General features: G+C 41.6%; 21 protein-coding genes. 11 read left to right on the forward strand and 10 right to left on the reverse strand.

Features of this window, described 5'->3' with window-relative positions; all coding sequences use genetic code 11:
* Window positions 1-9 precede the first annotated feature (9 nt).
* Together recQ and SAE01_RS05090 are read left to right on the forward strand one after the other, a co-directional pair.
* Complete coding sequence (gene recQ / locus SAE01_RS05085) at window positions 10-2,175, forward strand: DNA helicase RecQ (RefSeq protein ID WP_147202571.1); 2,166 nt, start codon at window positions 10-12, stop codon at window positions 2,173-2,175.
* A gap of 85 nt (window positions 2,176-2,260) precedes the next feature.
* Window positions 2,261-3,646, forward strand: coding sequence for a YeiH family protein (locus tag SAE01_RS05090; protein ID WP_147202572.1), 1,386 nt, complete (start codon window positions 2,261-2,263; stop codon window positions 3,644-3,646).
* Window positions 3,647-3,669: 23 nt separating this feature from the next.
* Here SAE01_RS05090 and SAE01_RS05095 read toward each other — a convergent pair whose 3' ends face one another.
* From SAE01_RS05095 to SAE01_RS05120, 6 genes are all read right to left on the reverse strand, one after another.
* A complete protein-coding gene (locus tag SAE01_RS05095; RefSeq protein WP_147202573.1) occupies window positions 3,670-4,320 on the reverse strand; it encodes a Dph6-related ATP pyrophosphatase in 651 nt (216 codons plus the stop codon).
* Window positions 4,321-4,432: 112 nt separating this feature from the next.
* Window positions 4,433-4,915 (reverse strand): ribonuclease HI, encoded by a 483-nt coding sequence (gene rnhA / locus SAE01_RS05100; protein ID WP_147202574.1) that lies wholly within the window; start codon window positions 4,913-4,915, stop codon window positions 4,433-4,435.
* Window positions 4,916-4,917: 2 nt separating this feature from the next.
* The gene (locus tag SAE01_RS05105) at window positions 4,918-5,703 is read right to left on the reverse strand and encodes a PhzF family phenazine biosynthesis protein (RefSeq protein ID WP_147202575.1); all 786 of its coding nucleotides are present in this window, start codon (window positions 5,701-5,703) and stop codon (window positions 4,918-4,920) included.
* 74 nt (window positions 5,704-5,777) lie between these two features.
* Window positions 5,778-7,406: an acyl-CoA carboxylase subunit beta gene (locus SAE01_RS05110; protein ID WP_147202576.1), complete on the reverse strand. Its 1,629-nt coding sequence runs from the start codon at window positions 7,404-7,406 to the stop codon at window positions 5,778-5,780.
* Between the two features lie 68 nt (window positions 7,407-7,474).
* Entirely contained in the window at window positions 7,475-8,200 is a 726-nt protein-coding gene (locus SAE01_RS05115; protein ID WP_147202577.1) for an EcsC family protein, read from the reverse strand.
* A gap of 25 nt (window positions 8,201-8,225) precedes the next feature.
* Entirely contained in the window at window positions 8,226-8,960 is a 735-nt protein-coding gene (locus tag SAE01_RS05120) for a M15 family metallopeptidase (RefSeq protein ID WP_147202578.1), read from the reverse strand.
* A gap of 41 nt (window positions 8,961-9,001) precedes the next feature.
* Between SAE01_RS05120 and SAE01_RS05125 the strand changes: the two genes are divergently transcribed.
* Both SAE01_RS05125 and SAE01_RS05130 read left to right on the forward strand, forming a co-directional pair.
* Complete coding sequence (locus SAE01_RS05125) at window positions 9,002-9,394, forward strand: septal ring lytic transglycosylase RlpA family protein (protein WP_147202579.1); 393 nt, start codon at window positions 9,002-9,004, stop codon at window positions 9,392-9,394.
* A gap of 32 nt (window positions 9,395-9,426) precedes the next feature.
* The gene (locus SAE01_RS05130; protein ID WP_147202580.1) at window positions 9,427-10,059 is read left to right on the forward strand and encodes a thrombospondin type 3 repeat-containing protein; all 633 of its coding nucleotides are present in this window, start codon (window positions 9,427-9,429) and stop codon (window positions 10,057-10,059) included.
* A gap of 21 nt (window positions 10,060-10,080) precedes the next feature.
* Here the strand turns inward: SAE01_RS05130 and SAE01_RS05135 are convergent, their stop codons facing one another.
* The 3 genes from SAE01_RS05135 to SAE01_RS05145 form a co-directional block, all read right to left on the reverse strand.
* Window positions 10,081-11,019 carry a DMT family transporter gene (locus SAE01_RS05135; RefSeq protein ID WP_147202581.1) on the reverse strand — a complete coding sequence of 313 codons (939 nt, stop codon included), beginning with the start codon at window positions 11,017-11,019 and terminating at the stop codon, window positions 10,081-10,083.
* Between the two features lie 105 nt (window positions 11,020-11,124).
* Entirely contained in the window at window positions 11,125-11,937 is an 813-nt protein-coding gene (locus tag SAE01_RS05140; RefSeq protein ID WP_147202582.1) for a 2,3,4,5-tetrahydropyridine-2,6-dicarboxylate N-succinyltransferase, read from the reverse strand.
* Window positions 11,938-12,006: 69 nt separating this feature from the next.
* Complete coding sequence (locus tag SAE01_RS05145; RefSeq protein WP_147202583.1) at window positions 12,007-12,624, reverse strand: TlpA family protein disulfide reductase; 618 nt, start codon at window positions 12,622-12,624, stop codon at window positions 12,007-12,009.
* 184 nt (window positions 12,625-12,808) lie between these two features.
* On the opposite strand from SAE01_RS05145, the gene SAE01_RS05150 reads away from it, so the two are divergent.
* The 7 genes from SAE01_RS05150 (at window position 12,809) to SAE01_RS05180 (ending at window position 19,427) form a co-directional block, all read left to right on the forward strand.
* Window positions 12,809-13,960 carry a glycosyltransferase family 4 protein gene (locus SAE01_RS05150; RefSeq protein WP_147202584.1) on the forward strand — a complete coding sequence of 384 codons (1,152 nt, stop codon included), beginning with the start codon at window positions 12,809-12,811 and terminating at the stop codon, window positions 13,958-13,960.
* Window positions 13,961-14,530 (forward strand): L-threonylcarbamoyladenylate synthase, encoded by a 570-nt coding sequence (locus SAE01_RS05155; protein ID WP_147202585.1) that lies wholly within the window; start codon window positions 13,961-13,963, stop codon window positions 14,528-14,530.
* 100 nt (window positions 14,531-14,630) lie between these two features.
* The gene (locus SAE01_RS05160) at window positions 14,631-14,843 is read left to right on the forward strand and encodes a hypothetical protein (protein ID WP_147202586.1); all 213 of its coding nucleotides are present in this window, start codon (window positions 14,631-14,633) and stop codon (window positions 14,841-14,843) included.
* A gap of 95 nt (window positions 14,844-14,938) precedes the next feature.
* Window positions 14,939-16,357 (forward strand): CCA tRNA nucleotidyltransferase, encoded by a 1,419-nt coding sequence (locus tag SAE01_RS05165; protein WP_147202587.1) that lies wholly within the window; start codon window positions 14,939-14,941, stop codon window positions 16,355-16,357.
* Between the two features lie 286 nt (window positions 16,358-16,643).
* Window positions 16,644-17,234 (forward strand): IS1096 element passenger TnpR family protein, encoded by a 591-nt coding sequence (locus tag SAE01_RS05170; protein WP_147202588.1) that lies wholly within the window; start codon window positions 16,644-16,646, stop codon window positions 17,232-17,234.
* Window positions 17,235-17,290: 56 nt separating this feature from the next.
* A complete protein-coding gene (gene miaA, locus SAE01_RS05175) occupies window positions 17,291-18,202 on the forward strand; it encodes a tRNA (adenosine(37)-N6)-dimethylallyltransferase MiaA (protein WP_147202589.1) in 912 nt (303 codons plus the stop codon).
* A 52-nt stretch (window positions 18,203-18,254) separates the two neighbouring features.
* On the forward strand, window positions 18,255-19,427 hold the full coding sequence (locus SAE01_RS05180; RefSeq protein ID WP_147202590.1) for a THUMP domain-containing class I SAM-dependent RNA methyltransferase: 1,173 nt from the start codon (window positions 18,255-18,257) through the stop codon (window positions 19,425-19,427).
* Window positions 19,428-19,466: 39 nt separating this feature from the next.
* On the opposite strand, the gene ypfJ is transcribed toward SAE01_RS05180, so the two are convergent.
* The gene (gene ypfJ / locus SAE01_RS05185) at window positions 19,467-20,315 is read right to left on the reverse strand and encodes a KPN_02809 family neutral zinc metallopeptidase (RefSeq protein WP_147202591.1); all 849 of its coding nucleotides are present in this window, start codon (window positions 20,313-20,315) and stop codon (window positions 19,467-19,469) included.
* Between the last annotated feature and the right edge of the window lie 86 nt (window positions 20,316-20,401).

Consider the following 20,401-nt stretch of genomic DNA (forward strand, 5'->3'; position numbering starts at 1 on the left):
GTTTTTATTATGTCTTTAGCTAATCCACGGGCTGTTTTACAAAATATTTTTGGCTACGATTCCTTTAGACACAATCAACAGGAAATAGTTGAGCACGTGCTTGCAGGAAACGATGCTGTGGTGCTAATGCCTACAGGCGGAGGGAAAAGTTTGTGTTACCAGGTGCCAGCGTTGTGTTTAGAAGGAGTAACCGTTGTCGTGAGCCCTTTGATTGCCCTGATGAAAGACCAGGTAGACGCACTGGTTGTAAATGGGATAAAGGCGGCGTTTTTAAATAGCTCGCAAAGCACTAATGAGCAAGCAGCTATCTTTCAGCAGTTAAAGTTGAACCAGCTTAAACTGCTATACCTGGCTCCGGAACGCTTGATGGGAAAGGAAACCCAGTTTATCAATTTTCTGCAGCAAATAAACGTTTCCCTTTTTGCTATTGATGAGGCGCATTGCATCTCTCAATGGGGCCATGACTTCAGACCAGAATACCTCGTGTTGGGACAGCTTAAGCAGAGGTTTCCTTCTATTCCGATCATAGCCCTTACAGCGACTGCGGACGCGCTTACTCAAAAAGATATCATTGATAAACTACATTTTGATGCTGTAAGGGTTTTTGAAAACAGTTTCAATCGCCCGAACATCTGGTATTACGTAAAGCCTAAAAAAAATTATTATGAAGCGCTGATTAGCTATCTCAAACAACATAGCAAAGACAGTGGAATTATCTATTGTTTAAGCAGGACGTCTACTGAAAAACTTGCCGAAGATTTAAAAGCCGATGGCTTTAATGCAGCCGCTTATCATGCTGGCCTCGATAAAAGTGTAAAGGACGACAGACAGGAAAAGTTTTTGAAAGATGAGATCAACATTATCGTTGCGACCATAGCTTTTGGTATGGGGATTAATAAAAGCAATGTGAGGTTTGTGGTGCATGTTGACCTGCCAAAAAACATAGAAGGCTATTACCAGGAAACGGGGCGGGCTGGGAGAGATGGGCTACATAGCGAAGCGGTTTTATTTTATGGAGCAGGCGATGTGATAAAGTTGAAACGTTTTGCCGAGGTTGAAGGAAATGAGGCGCAAACGAAAATTATGCTTCAAAAGCTTGATAAGATGAGTAAGTTCTGCGAAACAAAAACGTGCAGAAGAAAATATTTACTCAATTATTTTGGTGATGAAGCGCCTGACTATTGCGGCAGTTGTGATGTCTGTTTGAATAAACCTGTTTTAAAGGATACTACCATTATTGCCCAGAAAATTCTGAGCGCAGTTGTACGGTTGAAAGAAAGTTTTGGAATGCGGTACGTAGTGGATGTTTTAAGGGGAAGTAACAACGAGAAGATGCGTGCCGATCATAAGGCGTTGAGCGTTTACGGCATTGGTAAAGATGTCTCAAAAGAGGAGTGGTTGCATTATACAAAGGAGTTGATTGACTATGAGTACCTGGTGCAATCCGACGGGCAATACCCGGTTTTACAATTAACGGAAAAGGGTAGGGCCGTACTCTTTCAAAAAGAAAAGGTGTACTTGTCAGCACCGGTCAGCATTGAAATTGCCCACGAACCGGAAATATACCAGCAGCATTCTTACGAAAAAGAGCTTTTCGAAAACCTGAAACTATTGCGTAACAAAATAGCCCGGGAGGAGAATGTGCCGTCTTATATCATCTTTAGCGACAGCACTTTGCTTGACCTGGCAACATATCTTCCCATCACTTCAAGCGATCTTTTAAAGATTTCAGGGTTTGGAGCTTTTAAGGCAGAAAAATACGGACGGGCATTTTTAGAGATGGTACAAGATTATTGTATTGCGTATAAGTTGCAGAGTCGTATCAATTTAAAACAGCCGAAGCGCGAGCGGAAACAATCAACGTCGAGTACTGAACGGGCGTCTGATACCAAACGCGTGACATTTGAGATGTTTAAAGAAGGTAAAACGATTGCTGAAATTGCAGAGGAAAGAAACTTGTCTGCCATGACTATTGAAACTCATTTAAGCTTTTATATTTCGAAACAAGAGCTTCAAATAGATGATCTGGTGGAAAGGAGTAAGCGGATAGCGATACAAAAATCAGCAGAAAAGTTTGGAAGAAATAGTTTGAAGGTTTTAAAAGAAAGTCTGCCTGAAGAGATTGGATACGGAGATATCAGAATGGTATTAGCTGCAATGGACGCGAATGAATAGCGTACCTTTTCTTACCATTTTTACACGTTTACAGAACGAATGTTTTTAACCAAAAAAATTTACTTTCAACAAATAAAGCTTGCATATGTCATCAACAAATGTTCCTGGTAACGCGGTAGTAATAGACGAGTCTGTCGATGGTGTTGAAAAAGATGTAAACGACTCGAGGCCAAAAACATTTTGGTCTGGGCTTACAGAAGATTGGTGGGCCGTAATTATAGGAGGAATTATCATTGCCGCTATCCTTGCCTTTGCGATAGCATCACCTGGTTTTAAATTTACCACGCCGGTTTATCAATGGGCTAATACCAACGATCTCGTTACCAAAGTATTTACTATAAATAACCTTTTGATGATAGCTGGAATAGGTGTTGCCTTCATGATTATTTCATCTGTATCAATTTCCTTGTCTGGAGGAAATGCCCCAAAATTCGTTAAAGGCTTTGCTTTAGTATTTGTGCTGGGCATTCTTTCGCTTATCGTAGCCGGGAATAAAACCATTAATTATTACGGTATAGAGTACGTTGTTTTTGCGCTCTTTTCAGGCTTGCTAATTGGGAATTTGACCACCCTGCCCGACTGGTTGAAAGAGGCCGCTCGTTCTGAATTTTTTATCAAAACAGGATTGGTGATTTTAGGAACGAGTATCTTGTTTACTGATATTATCCAGGCAGGGATACCGGGCATTTTACAGGCGGTTGTGGTGGTGTCAACAGTTTGGTTCTTTTCGATGTGGTTATCGAGATTGCTCAAAGTAGATGATGAGTTTGGGGTGATATTGGCGTCTGCTGTTTCCATTTGCGGTGTCTCGGCGGCTATCGTTGCAGCTGGTGCAATCAATGGCGATAAAAAGAAGCTGTCGTATGTTACCTCTTTGGTGTTGCTAGTTGCTATCCCTATGCTCATTATTATGCCTTATGTTATTCGTTCGTTAGGCTTGTCGGATATTGTAGCAGGAGCTTGGCTCGGAGGAACTTTAGATACCACCGCGTCGGTAACGGCTGCTGCACAATTAGTTGGTCCGTTAGCAATCAAGGCTGGTGTGATTGTCAAGTTTTCTCAGAATGTATTAATTGGGGTTGCCGCTATTTTTATTGCAGCGTGGTGGACTCTAAAAAAAGATCCTTCGGCAAAAGCTTCTACTGAAGGCAAAGGGGTGTCGATAGTCTGGGAGCGTTTTCCAAAGTTCGTATTGGGTTTTTTGGCTGCTTCGCTGCTGTTCTCGTTTCTTGTTCCTACCGGTACAACCAAACAAGTGGCCGGCATGCTTAATAGCCTCCGCACGGTGTGGTTTGCACTTGCTTTTGTAGCGATTGGTTTAGAAGCAAGATTTGCTGACCTGGTCAAAATTCAAGGTGGCAGACCTGCACTTACCTTTATCCTTGCGCAGCTCTTCAATATTGCGTGGACCCTTTTGTGGGCCTACTTGTTATTTGGAGGAGTGTTGTTTCCTGCACCCGATATCAAGTAGTTGCAGACAGGGCAGAAGTAAACTTAGTGGACTAGCTTCAGGCTGCAGAACCAGAAATTTTCATGCAAGGTCTTTTCTTCCACGACGACGCTTAACCGGTTGTTGAAGAGGGGGCAATCCAGAACGAGGGTGTGATATTCTCCGTTTTCTCCGCATGCATCTATGCCTAAAGCCTCCAATTCATCAACTAAGGTTGGGGTAATTATTCGACCTAGAAATCTTTCTCCCATTGTTTCATTGCAACTCACAATCATCGTTTCAATTCCACTCGCAAGCATTTCATCTACGAGCTTTCGACGGTCTTGCTTCCATAGCGGCAGTACGGCTTGGATGCCTGCTTTTGCGCAAACCATTTCTTCCCAATCGCGGTGGCCTTGTAAGTCGATATCTCCAAAAACAGCGTACTGCAATTGGTACTCTTTTGTAAGCAGAACTAAAGCGCTTACAAATTTCGATTCGTAGTCTTGCCAGCTACTTGGAAATAAATACATGGGTAAGCCTGCTCGCTCTGCCTGGGCTTTTAAGATCGCAGAAGGGATGCCATGGCTTCTTGAAATTTTGCCATGTTCGTTCAATACGTTCAATAAAGCTTTTGGTTGATAGCCTTGCTTCATCGCGTGCATTAAAGCAAAGCAACTGTCTTTTCCACCGCTCCAACTGCAGGTAGTATTCATGCTTAGTTTGAATGTTTTTTAGGTGAATTTTCTTTTGCCGAAAGAATTGAAAAAGTACAAGAGTGCGACGCAACAATGATTCTACAAAGACTTGAAGCCGGAACAATAAATCCTATCCATTTGCTAAATCGCGCTCATAACCTTCATCGATCAGGAGGTTGGTGCCGTCTGCAGCAGTCGTTGCAAGCACATCGCAGCGATTGTTTAGCGGGTTATCGGCGTGCCCTTTTACCCACTGGAAGGTAATCTGGTAATCTTTAGCAAGATTGTAAAAACGGGTCCATAAATCTTTGTTCTTCTTGCCGCCGGCGAAGTTGGTCTTCATCCATTTATCGAGCCATTTCAGCTGGACGGCTTTTACAATGTATTGACTGTCGGTATAAATCGTTAGAGGAATATTTTTTTTGGTAAGGCTCTCAAGCGCGGTAATTACACCAAGCAGCTCCATGCGGTTGTTGGTTGTTTTGCGATAACCCGCGGAAAGTTCTTTGAGTTTATCGCCCCACATCAATATCGCACCATAACCGCCGGGACCCGGATTACCGCGACTTGATCCATCCGTATAAATGATTAGTTGGTGTCCGTTGGTTGACATAGTTACAGGTAAAATTCGCCTTTTAAATATAGAACGGCATTGCCTGCCATCGTCACCCTTTCGCCTTTGTCTTCACAAAATAATTCGCCTTCACGCGACGACAATTGCTTTGCTGTCAAAGTTGTTTTATTTAATTCTTTTGCCCAATAGGGAATAAGATTGCAATGCGCCGAGCCGGTGACAGGGTCTTCGCCAATAACAGAATTTGGTACAAAAAAGCGTGAAACAAAGTCGACTTCTTTCGCAGCTGCGGTAATGATTACTCCGATGGTGTCTAGCCGATTTAGATAATTGAAATCAGGAACGATCTGCTTTATTAGTGCTTCATCTTCATACACTAAAAAGTAGTCTCTTGACTTTAATACTTTGAGAGGAGGAAAGTTGATACCCTTTAACAAAGCTTCAGGCGCATGACAAGGCTGCGGCATTCTGCTTGGAAAGTTTAGTTCAATCAATTCATTTTTTTTTCTCACTTCAAGCATCCCACTTTTAGTTTGAAACTTTATGACCTCTTTTTCAAAATGCAGATAATTGAAAAGAACAAAAGCGGTAGCAAGCGTTGCGTGACCACAGAGGTCTATTTCGTACTCAGGAGTGAACCAACGGAGATGAAAGCCTTCGCCCTCTTTTACGAAAAAAGCTGTCTCACTAAGGTTGTTTTCTGCTGCGAGTTTTTGCATTACTTCATCCGGCAACCAGGATTCTAACGGACAAACAGCGGCGGGGTTTCCACCAAAAAGTTTGCTTGTAAATGCATCGACCTGGAATATGCTAAGAGGGTTAGACATGTTGCTTGCTTTAGTTGGCAAAAGAACAGTAAAATTACATGAGAAAAACTTTTTTACATGCCTGCTTATGGCTATCAGACTTGTAGTAGTCCCAAATTAAAGTCCGCCATGTGAGGTTGATGGTTCGCTGCGGCTATTCCTTCTGAAATTACTTTTCGGGTGTCTAACGGGTCAATAATTTCATCCACCCATAAGCGAGCGGCGGCGTAGTAAGCACTTGTTTGCTTCTCGTATTGACCTTTTAGCTTGCTTAATAATTGTTGTTCCGCCTCTGGCGTTACTTCCTGGCCTTTCGCTTTCAAACCTGCAACCTGTATTTGCAACATAGTTTTCGCTGCCTGTTCTCCGCCCATTACAGCTATTCTTGCTGTTGGCCATGCGTAGATAAAACGTGGATCGTATGCTTTGCCGCACATTGCATAATTGCCCGCACCATAACTATTACCGATAACAATAGAAATTTTAGGTACGACAGAATTTGCTACTGCGTTTACCATCTTAGCCCCATCCTTAATGATACCTGAATGCTCGCTTCTGCTGCCCACCATAAAGCCGGTAACGTCGTGTAGGAAAACAAGGGGGATCTTCTTTTGGTTACAATTCATGATGAACCTCGCAGCTTTGTCGGCGCTGTCATTGTAAATCACGCCGCCCATTTGTAACTCACCTTTTTTGTTCTTTATTACCAGGCGCTGGTTCGCAACAATACCTACTGCCCAACCGTCAATTCTTGCATAGCCACAAAGAATTGTTTTGCCGTAGTGTTCTTTGAATTGTTCGAATTCGCTGTTGTCGACTAGCCGCTCGATTATTTCGAGCATGTTGTAAGGCTTTACGTTGCCCTGTGGAAACATACCATAGATTTCTCTTGGTTCTTTTTTTGGTAGGATGGGAGTCTCGCGATTAAATCCTGCTGTTTTGGGAAAGGCAAGTTTGCTGATAATGCGTTTCACCTGGTCGAGGCATTCCTGTTCTGTTGCAAATTTATAATCTGCTATTCCGCTTAGCTCATTGTGTGTTGAAGCGCCACCCAACGTTTCGGCATCGACTTCTTCACCAACGGCCGCTTTTACGAGATAGGGACCGGCGAGATAAATGCTGCCGTTACCCTCAACCATCAGCGTTTCATCGCTCATGATTGGCAGGTAGGCTCCGCCCGCGACACATGCGCCCATTACCGCAGCAATTTGCGTGATACCCATGGCGCTCATGCGCGCATTGTTTCTGAAAATTCTTCCAAAGTGCTCTTTGTCAGGAAAAATTTCGTCCTGCATGGGGAGAAAGACACCTGCGCTATCGACGAGGTAAATGACAGGGAGATTGTTTTCCATAGCAATTTCCTGCATTCTTAAATTTTTCTTACCGGTGATGGGAAACCAGGCGCCTGCCTTCACCGTTTGATCGTTTGCAATGATCACACACTGCCTGCCACTTATGTAGCCAAGTCCTGATACCGTTCCTCCTGCAGGGCATCCGCCTTGTTCCTCATACATTTCAAAACCTGCAAAAGATCCTATTTCAATGAACGGCTTTTCTGGATCAACGAGGTAAGAGATGCGCTCCCTGGCCGTTAATTTATTTTTTTCGTGTTGTTTTTCAATTGATTTTGCTCCACCCCCTGCCTTTATTTTTTCGTACCGTTGGCTCTTAATACTTACCGCCATTTTAAGGGCGTCTTCGTTTTTATTGAATTCCAGGTTCATAATAAGTGTGTTGGAAACAAAGATAGGTTAGTGAAATATTGTTACCTGTAATAGGCCCGCACTAAGCATTAGTTCAGCCTCTTCTGTAACCGAAGCCTGTAGGCGTTCATAGCAGTTCTGCCCAACTTAGTTATAAGGCGATAATTTACGATTGCTCCAACTGGTGCTCCGATCACCGGAACTAATTGGGCCATTTTTGCTAAATCTATATAGTCGCGGTATTCCTGTTGAAAGGTGCGCCAGTCAAACTCGTGAATATCCTCCGGCAACTGTTTGCTGATATTTTCCCAATCACGAATCTTCTCATAAATCTCTTTTCTCCTTTGATCGCTGCAAAACGCCAATTGAAAAATATATAGCAGGTACAACCTTTCGCGATAGTCATCCGTGTCGAAGCCGTAAACGGAGGCAATTTCAAAAAGCAGTTTTATTTTGATCCCTAACAACAGCGGAAAATCAGCAAGGCCTAGTAGTATTCCTCCGGCCCCGGTTATCCCGCCTTCAGCTGCAGCAGTATGCTTGTAGAATTTGATTTTTTCAAGTACCACGGCTTCACGCAATTCAAGACTACCTTCTGTTCGCGCGCTTGCTGTAGTGACTTTCGATCCAAAAAGTACTACTCTAAACATTTGCTTGATTGCCGTCGTAATAGCACTATGAACCTTTTCCGGAATAATTCTATTTATTCTGTCTTGTATTCGTTTTGACAGCCGGTTGAAATAGCCAGGGCGCCGCAACATAGCCCTTTGCCAGATGGATACTTCCCTATAAACCTTTAAGTCATAATCATTCATTGGAATTTTTTTAAGAAGGCATTTATCAGTTTAAATGTTTTAACTGGTTAAAACTTAAATCCAGTAATTCGAAACGGTCTGCGGCATTGGGAAGTGAATAATGCCACCATTCGGTACTTAATGATACAAACCCAAACTTCTCCATCGTTGTTTTTAAAAGTGCCCTATTATCTAAAACTTCCTTGGATAAATTATTGTAGCCGTGATGAGCTTTTTCAGAAAAGTCGTCAAAAGCAGTAGGCATCGCAAGTTCTTCCCCTGTCGAAATTTTAACCAACGTTACGTCAACAGCAGCGCCCCTGTTATGTCCACTTCCTTTTGTAGGATTCGCTGTGTAACGTTCGTCGTGTACAACTTTCCACATCTTTTTTGTTACCTGGTAAGGTCGGTAAGCATCGTACACTTTCAGCCCCAACCCCGCCTTGTTCAGTTGTTCGTTTATCTTTTTTAACAAAATAGCTACAGGCAATCGCGCATAGGCAGTAGCTTCAGTATATAAAACACGACCGGTGAAATTATTTTTTGTCGCGTATTTTAAGTCAATAACTAACTGAGAAATAAAAGGTTGAAGCAATATTAGTCTTTTTGAAGAATCGCTTGATGTACTATTTTTATAGCTTGCAACGTTATTAATGACGGGCGGTAAAATAGAGCTGCGAGAGGTGCTAAAAACCTGTGAACAGGCTATGTGAGATGAAGTTATAACAATAAAAAAGATGGGGAAAAGAAAGTTTACCCTATTTTCGTGCCGTATTCGCATTACTGGTATTTTATTTTTGAAACTACTAAAACTGCACAAACTTGAAAAAACTCTTATTCATTTTGATGCTTATTCCGGTCTTCGGGATGGCTCAGGAAAGTTCCAAGAACGATGGAAAGCAGCTTAACGGTGTAGCAACAATTTACGCGAAACGGTTCCAGGGATTAAGAACAGCAACCGGCGAAGTCTTCAAACATACGAACTTAACTGCGGCAAGTAACAACTTCAAAATTAACACCTGGGTTAAAGTAACCAACCTTGTAAATCTCAAATCAGTTATCGTTCGCATCAATGATAGGATGCATCCCCGCATGGCAAAAATGGGAAGGGTAGTAGACCTTACGCAAGCTGCGGCAAGATTACTGGGCGGCTTTGATGGGATGGTAAAAGTCAAGGTCGAAGAGATTGCAGCAATTCTCCCCTCAGACGATTAACACTTTCGAAAATTTATTTTATTTCATTATTCATGAGATCGAAAACAGGAAATGTCAAGTATTACTTGTTCTTGTTTTCGATCTTAGTGTATTTAAGGGTATCTGCACAGGAACAACATAGTTTTTTAAGGGAATTGCCACCTGTTCCTCCAACAGTATCAGTTGCTTCTACACTTCCCGTTTCCTTTAATTCTTATCTTATTTCATTCAAAGTTTATCAGACATCCTTTGATGTTCTTTTGCCTGTCTCTGATACAGTTCGAAAGAAAGACAAGGACGGTGACGGAGTAGTCGACTCATTAGATAAATGTCCTGATGAGAAAGGCGCAGTACAGTATGACGGCTGCCCTATTCCAGATTCGGATAATGACGGCATTGCCGACGATACCGATAACTGCCCTACAGTTGCAGGCTTGGTCAAGTACAAAGGGTGCCCTGCACCTGATAAGGATGGAGATAAAATTAACGACGAAGATGACCAGTGTTCCAGCGAACCGGGAGTAGCGCGCTATGGCGGCTGCCCTGTTGGTGACAAGGACGGTGACGGAGTAAATGATGATGACGACAAGTGCATCAACCAACCTGGAACTTCGAAAAATGAAGGTTGCCCGGAAAACAAAAAGAGCCGGGCCACAGTCACTCCCGAGAAGAAGAAGAAGAAATAACTCACGGTTTAGCTTGTCGAATTAACGGGCAGCAGCAATTTTGGGAGGCCTTTTCCAACTTGTTAAAAGAACCCCTGCAATTACAAGCGCTGTCCCTATAATTTGCTCAGTAAAAATCTTCTCCCCTAAAAAGTAATGGGCTTGTATAATTGTTGAAACGGGACCGATGGCAGAAATAATAGCTACATTATTAGCACCAATTCTTTTCAATCCATTAGATACAAAAAACGAAGGAATTACAGTGGCTACAATAGCTAGCAATAACCCATAGTACCAAAGACCTGCACCAGAATGCAGGGTTTGAATATTTCCCGTAATTGTAAAATGAACGAAAATACCTGCGGTTGCAGCGAGCATCGCATACGCGGTAAACTTGGCGGAACCGATATAAGGAATAATTTTTCCACTACCGGCAATGTAAATTGAGTAAGTGACGGCGCATACAAACACTAAAAAGCTGCCTAAGTAAAAGTTAGGATTGCTGGTATCAATGTGAAGTTCACCGTAATATGCAATGGCAATTCCTATATAGGTAAGTAGAAGCGCTACTTTCTGTCCGCCGGACATTTTCTGCTTAAAGAAATAAACATTGATTAATACTGCAAAGGTTGGGTATAAGAAAAGTATTAATCTCTCAAGACCTGCAGAGATATATTGAAGGCCAATGAAATCAAAAAGGCTTGATAGATAGTAGCCAAATAAGCCCAGAATGATTACATACATCCATTGCCTGCTATTCATCTTTGTGTTGCCTTTTTGGTTGCTGGTTATAAAAGCTGCAACTAGGTAAAAAGGCAGTGAAAAGACCATCCTTAATGTAAGTAAAGTAAGGGCATCGATGTGTATGGCATTAAAAGCCATTTTTACTATAATAGCCTTGGTAGAAAATAAAATAGACCCACAGAGAGTGATTAGAAATCCCGCTAATGTTATCTTGTTATTTAGTTTTGGTGCATCCATTATAATCAAGCCCCGGTAAACTTGTGTAGTACCAGGGCTTCGAAACTTTTTACTTTTTAGGATTAAAACGAACGAGTTTCTCTCATAACTCGTTTTGGTAAATTTCTACACAGCTACATTAAAGTCTCTCAACGCGTCATTCAAACTCGTCTTTAGGTCCGTACTCGGCTTACGTTTACCGATAATTAAAGCACAGCTAACATTGTATTCTCCTGCGGGAAACTTTTTAGTGTATGTTCCGGGGATGACTACGCTTCGCGCTGGTACACGCCCTTTATATTCAATTGGCTCGCTTCCACTTACATCAATTATTTTTGTGGATTGGGTTAATACTACGTTCGCACCAAGCACAACTTCTTTTTCAAGCATTACACCTTCTACAACAATGGATCGGCTACCAAGAAAACAACCATCTTCTACGATCACCGGGCTTGCCTGCAATGGCTCTAACACACCACCTATACCTACGCCGCCACTTAAGTGAACGTCTTTGCCAATTTGCGCACAGCTTCCAACTGTGGCCCAGGTGTCTACCATCGTGCCTTCATCTACATAAGCACCTATGTTTACATAGCTTGGCATTAGAACAACATTCTTTGCAAGAAAAGCACCGTAGCGCGCAACAGCATGTGGAACTGCACGAACGCCCAATTCTTTATAGTTGCTTTTCAATTTCATCTTATCGTAAAACTCAAACGGCGGTAAAGTGTACGTTTCCATTTGTTGAATGCCGAAGTACATCAAAATCGCTTGCTTTACCCACTCATTTACTACCCATCCGTTTTCTCCGGGCGTTGCAACTCTTAACCGGCCTTTGTCAACTTCTTCTATAACTTCTCTTACCGCCTGCTCGTATTGCGGTTGTTTTAAAAGCTCCCTCTTACCAAAGGCTTCCTGTATTAAGGATTGTAATTGCATGATGAAATTTTTTGCGAAATTAATGGGTTAGAGAAAAAGATTGTGTTATTGCGAAAAATAGAACGTTGCTCAAAATGATTTAAACCCTTCCAGTACTTTCGGATTTTTATTTGAAAATTTAAATGCTTCCACAAGTGAGATGTTTTTGGTAGCCTGTTCAATAGCATAATGAACCCATCCTTTTTCTGAAGGTCTTGGGGCGTTGTACCCGATAACCCTCATCTCTTTGTTTAATAACAGGTAAGTGGGAAAGGCAATTTCGTAGCGTCTTAACAAGTTGATTTTTTGAGGGCGATTGCGTGCATAAAACAAGTGCACTCCTTGCATCTCCTGTTCCTGTATCATCTTTTTCCAATCCGGCTTTCTGTTAATTTCTTCTATGCAAATACTTACGAAAACAATGTTTGTGTCTTTTTTGAAATATTCCTGCAAGGCTTTTGAATAAGGAACTTCGTGTAGGCAGGGAGGACAGGTAGTAAACCAGAAATCAACATACACTGTTTTTCCGGTAAACGAAGAGATTTTGATAAGTGCTCCACTGGTATCTTCCAGTTCAAGCTCCGGAAAGGGCTGGTTGTATAAGTAGCTATAAACAGCAATGAGCGAATCGTAGCGGCGGTGTTGCTTTTGACAAAAGCAGCTGGAGGAAACGATGGTTAAAATGAGGATGACTACAAAAGACTTCATTTCTGCAATTATAGTACATCTGGTACAACCAATCCAATTTCGTATAAGTTTGCAAAGGGACAACTAAGGTTTGAAGCATTTGAGAGGTGAAATTAGTATTGCGGTAAAAGTGAGTGACACAACAATGTTCAATAGTTTTTCAAAAGCTGCTACAAACCAAAAACAACCTTAAAGAAACGTCAGAATGAAAATAGCTTTTGATGCTAAAAGAGCTTACCAAAATGCAACCGGTCTCGGGCATTACAGCCGGTCTCTTATTTCATCGCTGGCTTCTTTGTATCCTGAAAATGATTATTTTTTGTGTGCTCCAAAGGTGACCGATCGATATGATGTCGATGCTTTTCCGAATGTTTTAAATATTACTCCGACAGGATTTGTCTCTAAAAAATTTAAGTCATTGTGGCGAAGTAACCTGGTTAAACAGGATTTGAAGAAAATCGGCATTGACCTGTATCATGGATTAAGCCACGAGATACCTGTAGGTATACAGGAAACAGGCATACGTTCAGTGGTTACAATTCATGATTTAATTTTCGAACGAAACCCGGAGCAATACAACAAACTCGACGTACAAATCTACCGGCAGAAGTTTCGCTACGCTTGCAGGAACGCTGATAAGATTATCGCAATTAGCAGGCAGACTAAAGATGACATAATCAATTTTTACAAGATACCCGAGGAGAAGATTAGCATTTGCTATCAAAGTTGTAATCCTGCATTTGCCACTACTGTCTCGCCCGAAGAAAAAAACCGTGTGAGGAAGTATTATGATTTGCCTGAGAACTTTTTCCTCTATGTTGGTTCTATCATAGAAAGAAAAAACCTTTTAAATACGTGCAAAGCTATGCACGTTCTGAAAGCCCAGCTGGATATTCCTTTGGTTGTGATAGGAGAGGGCAACGATTATAAAAAGCTGGTGAAAGAATATATTTCAAAACACCAATTGGAAAAGGACGTCATCTTTCTTTCTGATTCATATGTGGCCAAAAGCTCTGCAACGTTTCGATCTTCGCTGGATTTTCCGGCTATTTACCAACTTTCACAAGCGCTCATTTACCCCTCTTTTTTCGAGGGTTTTGGTATTCCGGTTCTAGAGGCGTTGTGGTCCAGAACGCCGGTCATTACCTCCAATACTTCCTGTTTGCCGGAGACGGGCGGTGATGCTGCCTACTATGTCGACCCACACTCGCCTGATGAAATAGCTGCGGCAATGTTGCGGTTAGTAAACGATAAAAAGCTGGTGGAGGAAATGAAACTTAAAGGTTGGGCGCATGCGCAAAATTTTACTGCTGAAAAATGTGCCGCCCGGGTAATGCAGGTTTACCTTCGCACCTAAATGACAGATTTTTCAGAAGATATTGAAGAGGCATTAAAAATTCTACATGTAGGTGGAGTTATATTATACCCTACCGATACAATTTGGGGATTGGGTTGCGATGCCACAAACTCTAAAGCAGTGCAGCGATTGATACAGCTTAAGGGGAAGCCTCAACAAAAAGGATTAATTGTTCTACTGGCGTCTGAAAGAGATGTCTTACAATACACTGCTAACCCTGACCTGCAGGTTTTTGATCACCTTGCCACAACCACCAAACCAACCACGGTAATTTACGAACACGGATTAGGCGTTGCAGAAGAAGTGCTAAATGAAGATGGGAGTATTGCTATTAGACTCGTTAAAGAGGACTTTTGCCGGCATCTTTTAAAAAGGTTTAAAAAGCCCATCGTTTCCACTTCGGCTAATATTCATGGTCAACCGTCTCCTCAAAGTTTCAATCATATTTCAGCAGAAATAAAAAGTGGGGTAGGGTATGTAGTAAAATATCGGCAGAGTGAGGAATTTAATGCCTCAGCTTCGGCAATAATAAAGTGGAAGAATGGAAAGTGTTTAACAATCCGCAATTAAAACCTTCCCATATTTAAATATTTTTAAATCTACTATGATCAGTTCGGAGGTGGCAGAGTAATTGTTCTTAATTACCGAAACCATCAAAACCAATTAGATCATGACCCAAGTCACTCTTTCAGTACCCCAGGAAAAGCTGCCGGTGTTAACTGAATTCCTAAATACTGTAGGTATTGAAAATAGAAATCTACAAAGCCGTCCTTCAAAATATTCTTACAGAAGAGTATCAAACTCAGTGAAAAATTCAGCAAACTATTTATTTAAAAAATATTTTAGCTGGGAATATTACAGCAACGAGTTAGAGTTTGAATAGGGGACATTTATATATTCTATGTAACCTTTTGGCCGAGCTTGAAAGGTTGTGTCGCATTCATTCCACTCACATAAACAATTATATTTGCCGCAATCATGTACATAGATTGTTCGGCTAAGGAATTGTTTGTTCTAAAGAAAATTTCCAACGCTGCTGAAGAGTTGGGAATGCAAGCGTTTATTATTGGAGGTTTCGTACGCGATAAAATTATTGGGCGTCCCAGTAAAGATGTAGATGTTGTATGCCTTGGTGATGGAATCTTGCTGGCGGAAAAAGTTGCACAGCGGTTTTCTCCCAAACCTGTCGTTGCGTTTTTTAAAAATTTTGGTACTGCCCAGATCAAGTTAGAGGACTTAGAAATTGAATTTGTCGGTGCACGTAAAGAAAGCTACAGCTCTGACAGCAGAAATCCCGTTGTAGAGCCGGGAACAATAGAAGAGGATCAAAATCGTAGGGACTTTACCATCAATACCCTCGCTATCAGTCTTAACAAGCAAGATTACGGATCACTTATAGATCCCTTTAATGGTCTTGCAGATATTGAGGCGAAAAACATCCAAACCCCATTAGAACCCGTTCAGACTTTCATCGACGATCCGTTGCGCATGATGCGCGCGATCCGTTTTGCCACCCAACTCCAGTTTGAAATAACCAAAACTACCTTCCAGGCTATAAAAGATAATAAAGAGAGAATCAGAATTGTTTCGCAAGAGAGAATTACGGATGAGCTGAATAAAATAATGGCTACTGCTAAGCCGTCAGTTGGCTGGCATCTATTATTTACTTCAGGCCTGTTGAGCATTATCTTCCCCCAAATGGTCGACCTCGCCGGCGCACAGTACATCGACGGCAAGGGACATAAAGACAATTTTTACCACACTTTGCAGGTCATCGATAATATTTGTAAGCATACCGACGACTTGTGGTTGCGATGGGCCGCACTATTACACGACATTGGCAAACCTGCTACTAAAAGGTTCGAAGAAGGACACGGTTGGACATTCCATGGACATGAAATGGTAGGAGCGCGAATGGTTCCGAAAATATTCAACAAGCTAAAGTTGCCAATGAATGAAAAGATGAGGTTCGTACAAAAACTTGTTGAACTGCATCTACGACCTATCAGCCTGACGAAAGAAAACATTACAGATAGTGCAATTCGCCGCCTGCTTTTCGATGCCGGTGAAGACATCGACGCGCTTATGTTATTATGCAACGCAGACATAACCAGTAAAAATAAGTTCAAAGTAAAACGGTACCTCGCGAACTTTGAAATGGTAAAAAAGCGGATGGAAGAAGTGGAGGAGCAGGATAAAGTCCGCAATTGGCAACCACCGATAACAGGCGAATTAATTATGGAAACCTTTGGATTGAAGCCAGGTAGAAACGTAGGAATAATCAAAGATGCCATCCGTGAAGCAATTTTAGATGGCGTTATCCCGAACAATTATGAAGACGCTTTCCAGTTTATGTTGTTAAAAGGCAAAGAGCTTAACCTTGCTCCAATATCCTGATTTCCTAAAATGAGTATGGTAAGAAGTTTGCACTTGCATTTGGACAATGTATCATTTGGTAGAAATAAGTTTGTAACCAGCAATGGACGATCAATGAACATCGTTGCGTCGCACACTTTTACGGAATAAAAAAATCAGCAGAGTGTTTTGGTTAAGTTGTGACCATCCCTTGATGGTTGCATAGAACACATTTACATAGTAGTGTACAACCAGATATTGAAAGAGAAAAAATTATTTATTTTCATTTACCCGTTAGCTTTAACGACTAAAATAAAGGACAAATAAAATGGCGGTTTTAAAATTCAGGGCTTATTATGAAGAGGATGAAAGCGTGTATCGTGATATCGTTGTAAAACATACTCAGACATTTGCCGACCTTCATAGTGCTATTTTAAAAGCTTATGAGTTCGATAATAAACATGCTGCTACATTCTATCGTAGCAACGATAACTGGCAACGTGGAAGAGAAATTTCTTTGCAGAAGTATGATAAAGAGTACAAGGCAGAACCCCTGATCATGTCGGAAACGACGATCGGCTCAGAAATAAAAGATCCTAATCAGAAATTTATATACACGTATGACTTCGTAAAAGGCTGGACGTTTTTAGTCGAGCTAATTAATGTGAGCAAAGAAGAAAGTCCAAAAACTTCGTATCCGTCTACAGCTCGCTCGGAAGGCATCGGCCCTGCTCAATACGGTACTAAGAGTCTACTCGGTGATAAGTTTGTAGATATTGAAGAGAAATACGATCTAAGTGCAGGGGCAGAAGGTTTCGGACGGGAAGGGGTAAGCGACACCGGCGTAGATGCTGAAGAAACTGAAGACGAAACGTTTACCGACGAGTCGGAAGGTGGCACCCACGAGGAAGAGTATTAATTGGATAAGCTTACTCCTTCAACCAATCTTATAGTTTACACTACTGCATTTTTACTTTGCACCAAAACACAGTTATCATTATTTGTGGGCCAACAGCAGTTGGTAAAACTGCCGCAGCCGTACAACTCGCACAAGAATTACAAACACAAATTATCTCTGCAGACTCCCGGCAGTGTTTTAGGGAATTAAATATTGCTGTAGCAAAACCTTCAAAGGAGGAACTTGATACTATTCATCATTATTTTATCAATTCTCATAGTATTCACGAAGAGGTAAATGCAGGTGTATTCGAAAAGTATGCACTGGAAGCTGCGGAAAGAATTTTTGAAAATCGACCCATTGGGGTAATGGTCGGAGGCACCGGTTTATACATTAAGGCATTTACCGAAGGAATGGATGAAATGCCTTTTGTCGATCCCCTGATACGACACGAAATACAGCAGTCTTACCAGGAAAAAGGCCTTGAATATTTACAGCAACAAGTAGTAAGACACGACCCCACATTTTGGGCGGTTGCCGAACAAGAGAACCCGCAGCGGCTTATGCGTGCTTTGGAAATTGTGTTGTCTTCGGGAAAATCAATAACTGCTTTCAGACAGGGATTGAAGGAAAGTAGATCTTTCAATATTGTAAAAATTGGACTCGAAATTCCTCGGGAGCGATTATACTACCAAATAAATAAAAGGGTTGATTTGATGATAAAAAATGGACTCGTTGATGAAGCGTCTCAACTCCTGCCTCAACGAAACATAAATGCATTGCAAACCGTTGGCTACAGAGAACTTTTCGATTTTTTTGATGGGCACGTTTCGCTTCAACAGGCTGTTGAAAACATAAAAACCAATACCCGCCGTTATGCTAAAAGGCAGTTAACCTGGTTCAAAAAAGATCCGGAAATAAAATGGCTAGACCCTGGAAGTGACCATCTACTTCAAATGATTTTAGAGCAGATTCCTCATAATGTTTAATTCCTTTTTTAAAAATTAACCCACGGGAAGTGAGGTTAGTTAAGTTTGCTATATGACTACATTCTTTTCAAATGACAGCAGAATTATAATCACCTGTAATAAACGTTTATCTCCTTACCTACAGCAAGAAGTAACTGAACTAGGCTTTACCCCGGTTCGAACTTTTTCAACAGGTATTGAATTAAAAGGGACAATCAACGACTGTATCAAGCTCAACCTAAACTTACGTTGTGCCAGCCAGGTATTGTATTCATTGAAAGAGTTTCAAGCAAACGGACCAGACGATGTATACAAGGAGCTGTCATCAATAGAATGGGAAAAAATAATCGCAGCGGATGGACACTTTTCTGTCACAAGTAACGTTGACCATCCGAGCATCAGGACGTCTTTATTTGCCAACGTAAAAGTCAAGGACGCAATCGTAGATCGAATGAGAGACAACACAGGAAGCCGTCCTAATTCAGGGCCGGAACTAGACAAAACTGTAGTTCATTTATTTTGGCGTGAAGAATTAGCAGAAATATTTTTAGACACTTCGGGAGAAACACTTGCAAAACATGGATACCGTAAAATTCCCGGAAAGGCGCCAATGCTTGAAGCGCTCGCCGCGGCAACCTTGGTTGCTACCAAATGGGATAGAGTTTCTCCATTTATAAATCCAATGTGCGGCTCCTCAACAATTGCTATAGAAGCGGCATTACTTGCAACCAATCGAGCTCCAGGCCTTTTTAGAGCCAATTATGCTTTTATGCATATCGTAGGTTATGATAAAGGTGTGTACGAACACGAAAGGCAACTACTTTTTGCACAAATCAAAGACCTTAGCGAACTGACAATCATAGCTTCTGATATAAGTGCTGATGCAATAAACATTTCAAAAATAAACGCTGCTGCGGCCGGCGTTGAGCACTATATTGAGTTTACCGTTGGTGACTTTGAAACCACCGAGGTGCCTGAAGTTGAAGGTGGTGTTGTTTTCTTTAATCCCGAGTACGGTGAAAGGCTGGGAGTGGAAATCGAGCTAGAGAAGACATATTCCCGAATCGGAGATTTTATGAAAAAAAAGTGCAAAGGATACACAGGTTACATTTTTACCGGTAACCTCGATCTCGCTAAAAAGATTGGTTTAAAAGCTAAACGAAGGATTGAATTTTATACAAGCAAAATCGATTGCAGGTTATTGGAATATGAACTGTATTCAGGCACTCGTAGAACTGATGTATAGAGAATTAACAAGCGCTTCTGCAACAACCCCTGGTGAATCTTATTGCAATTGAGGGTCGTTGAATGTATCGCCTTGTTTTAAATCTCCGGTTTGGTAACCCTTTTTAAACCAATACATCCGTTGAGCAGAAGTGCCATGTGTAAAAGCGTCGGGAACGACCTGCCCCTGTGATTGCTGTTGAAGGCGATCATCTCCAATGGCGTTAGCGGCTGTAAGTGCTTCGTTAATATCGCCGGGTTCTATAATGTTTTTCATTTGCTGTGCGTGATGCGCCCATACGCCCGCATAAAAATCAGCTTGAAGTTCTAGTTTTACAGACAATTTATTTCCTTCTCTTTCGCCCCCTCTTTGTTGCAGCGAGTGTACTTTATCAGATGTTCCCATTAGGTTCTGTATATGATGCCCTACTTCGTGAGCTATTACGTACGCCATTGCAAAATCACCGGGAGCGCCAAAACGTTGCTTTAATTCTCTAAAAAAAGCCAGGTCTATATATACTTTTTCGTCACCGGGGCAATAGAACGGACCGACAGCAGCACTTGCAGAACCGCAAGCTGACTGTACCGCATTCGAAAATAAAACAAGTCTCGGTTTCTTATATCCGTCTAGCATATCTCCCCAAACATCTTCTGTATCCTTCAATACTACAGAAACAAATTGTGCAAGTGTATCGTCTGCTGCAGCATTATTAGGATCGTACTGTTTCCCCTGTGTTGTCTGGTTTTGGCCAGGCAAAACATCAGGCATGTTGGAAGGGTTGCCACCTAAAAAGGAATAAAGCAAATAGATAATAAGACCACCAATACCTCCACCGACTGCCATTCCTCCGCCAGACATTCCACGGCGATCTTCTACGTTTCCACTTCCTTCCCTGCCTCTCCAAAGCATAAAAAATAGTTTTAGGGTAAATTAATTTTAAACAGCAGAAGATGTTCAATTGTTATGCCACAACAAATAAGATTAATATGACAAAT

This window comes from Segetibacter aerophilus, assembly GCF_007991655.1.
Lineage (GTDB): Bacteria > Bacteroidota > Bacteroidia > Chitinophagales > Chitinophagaceae > Segetibacter > Segetibacter aerophilus.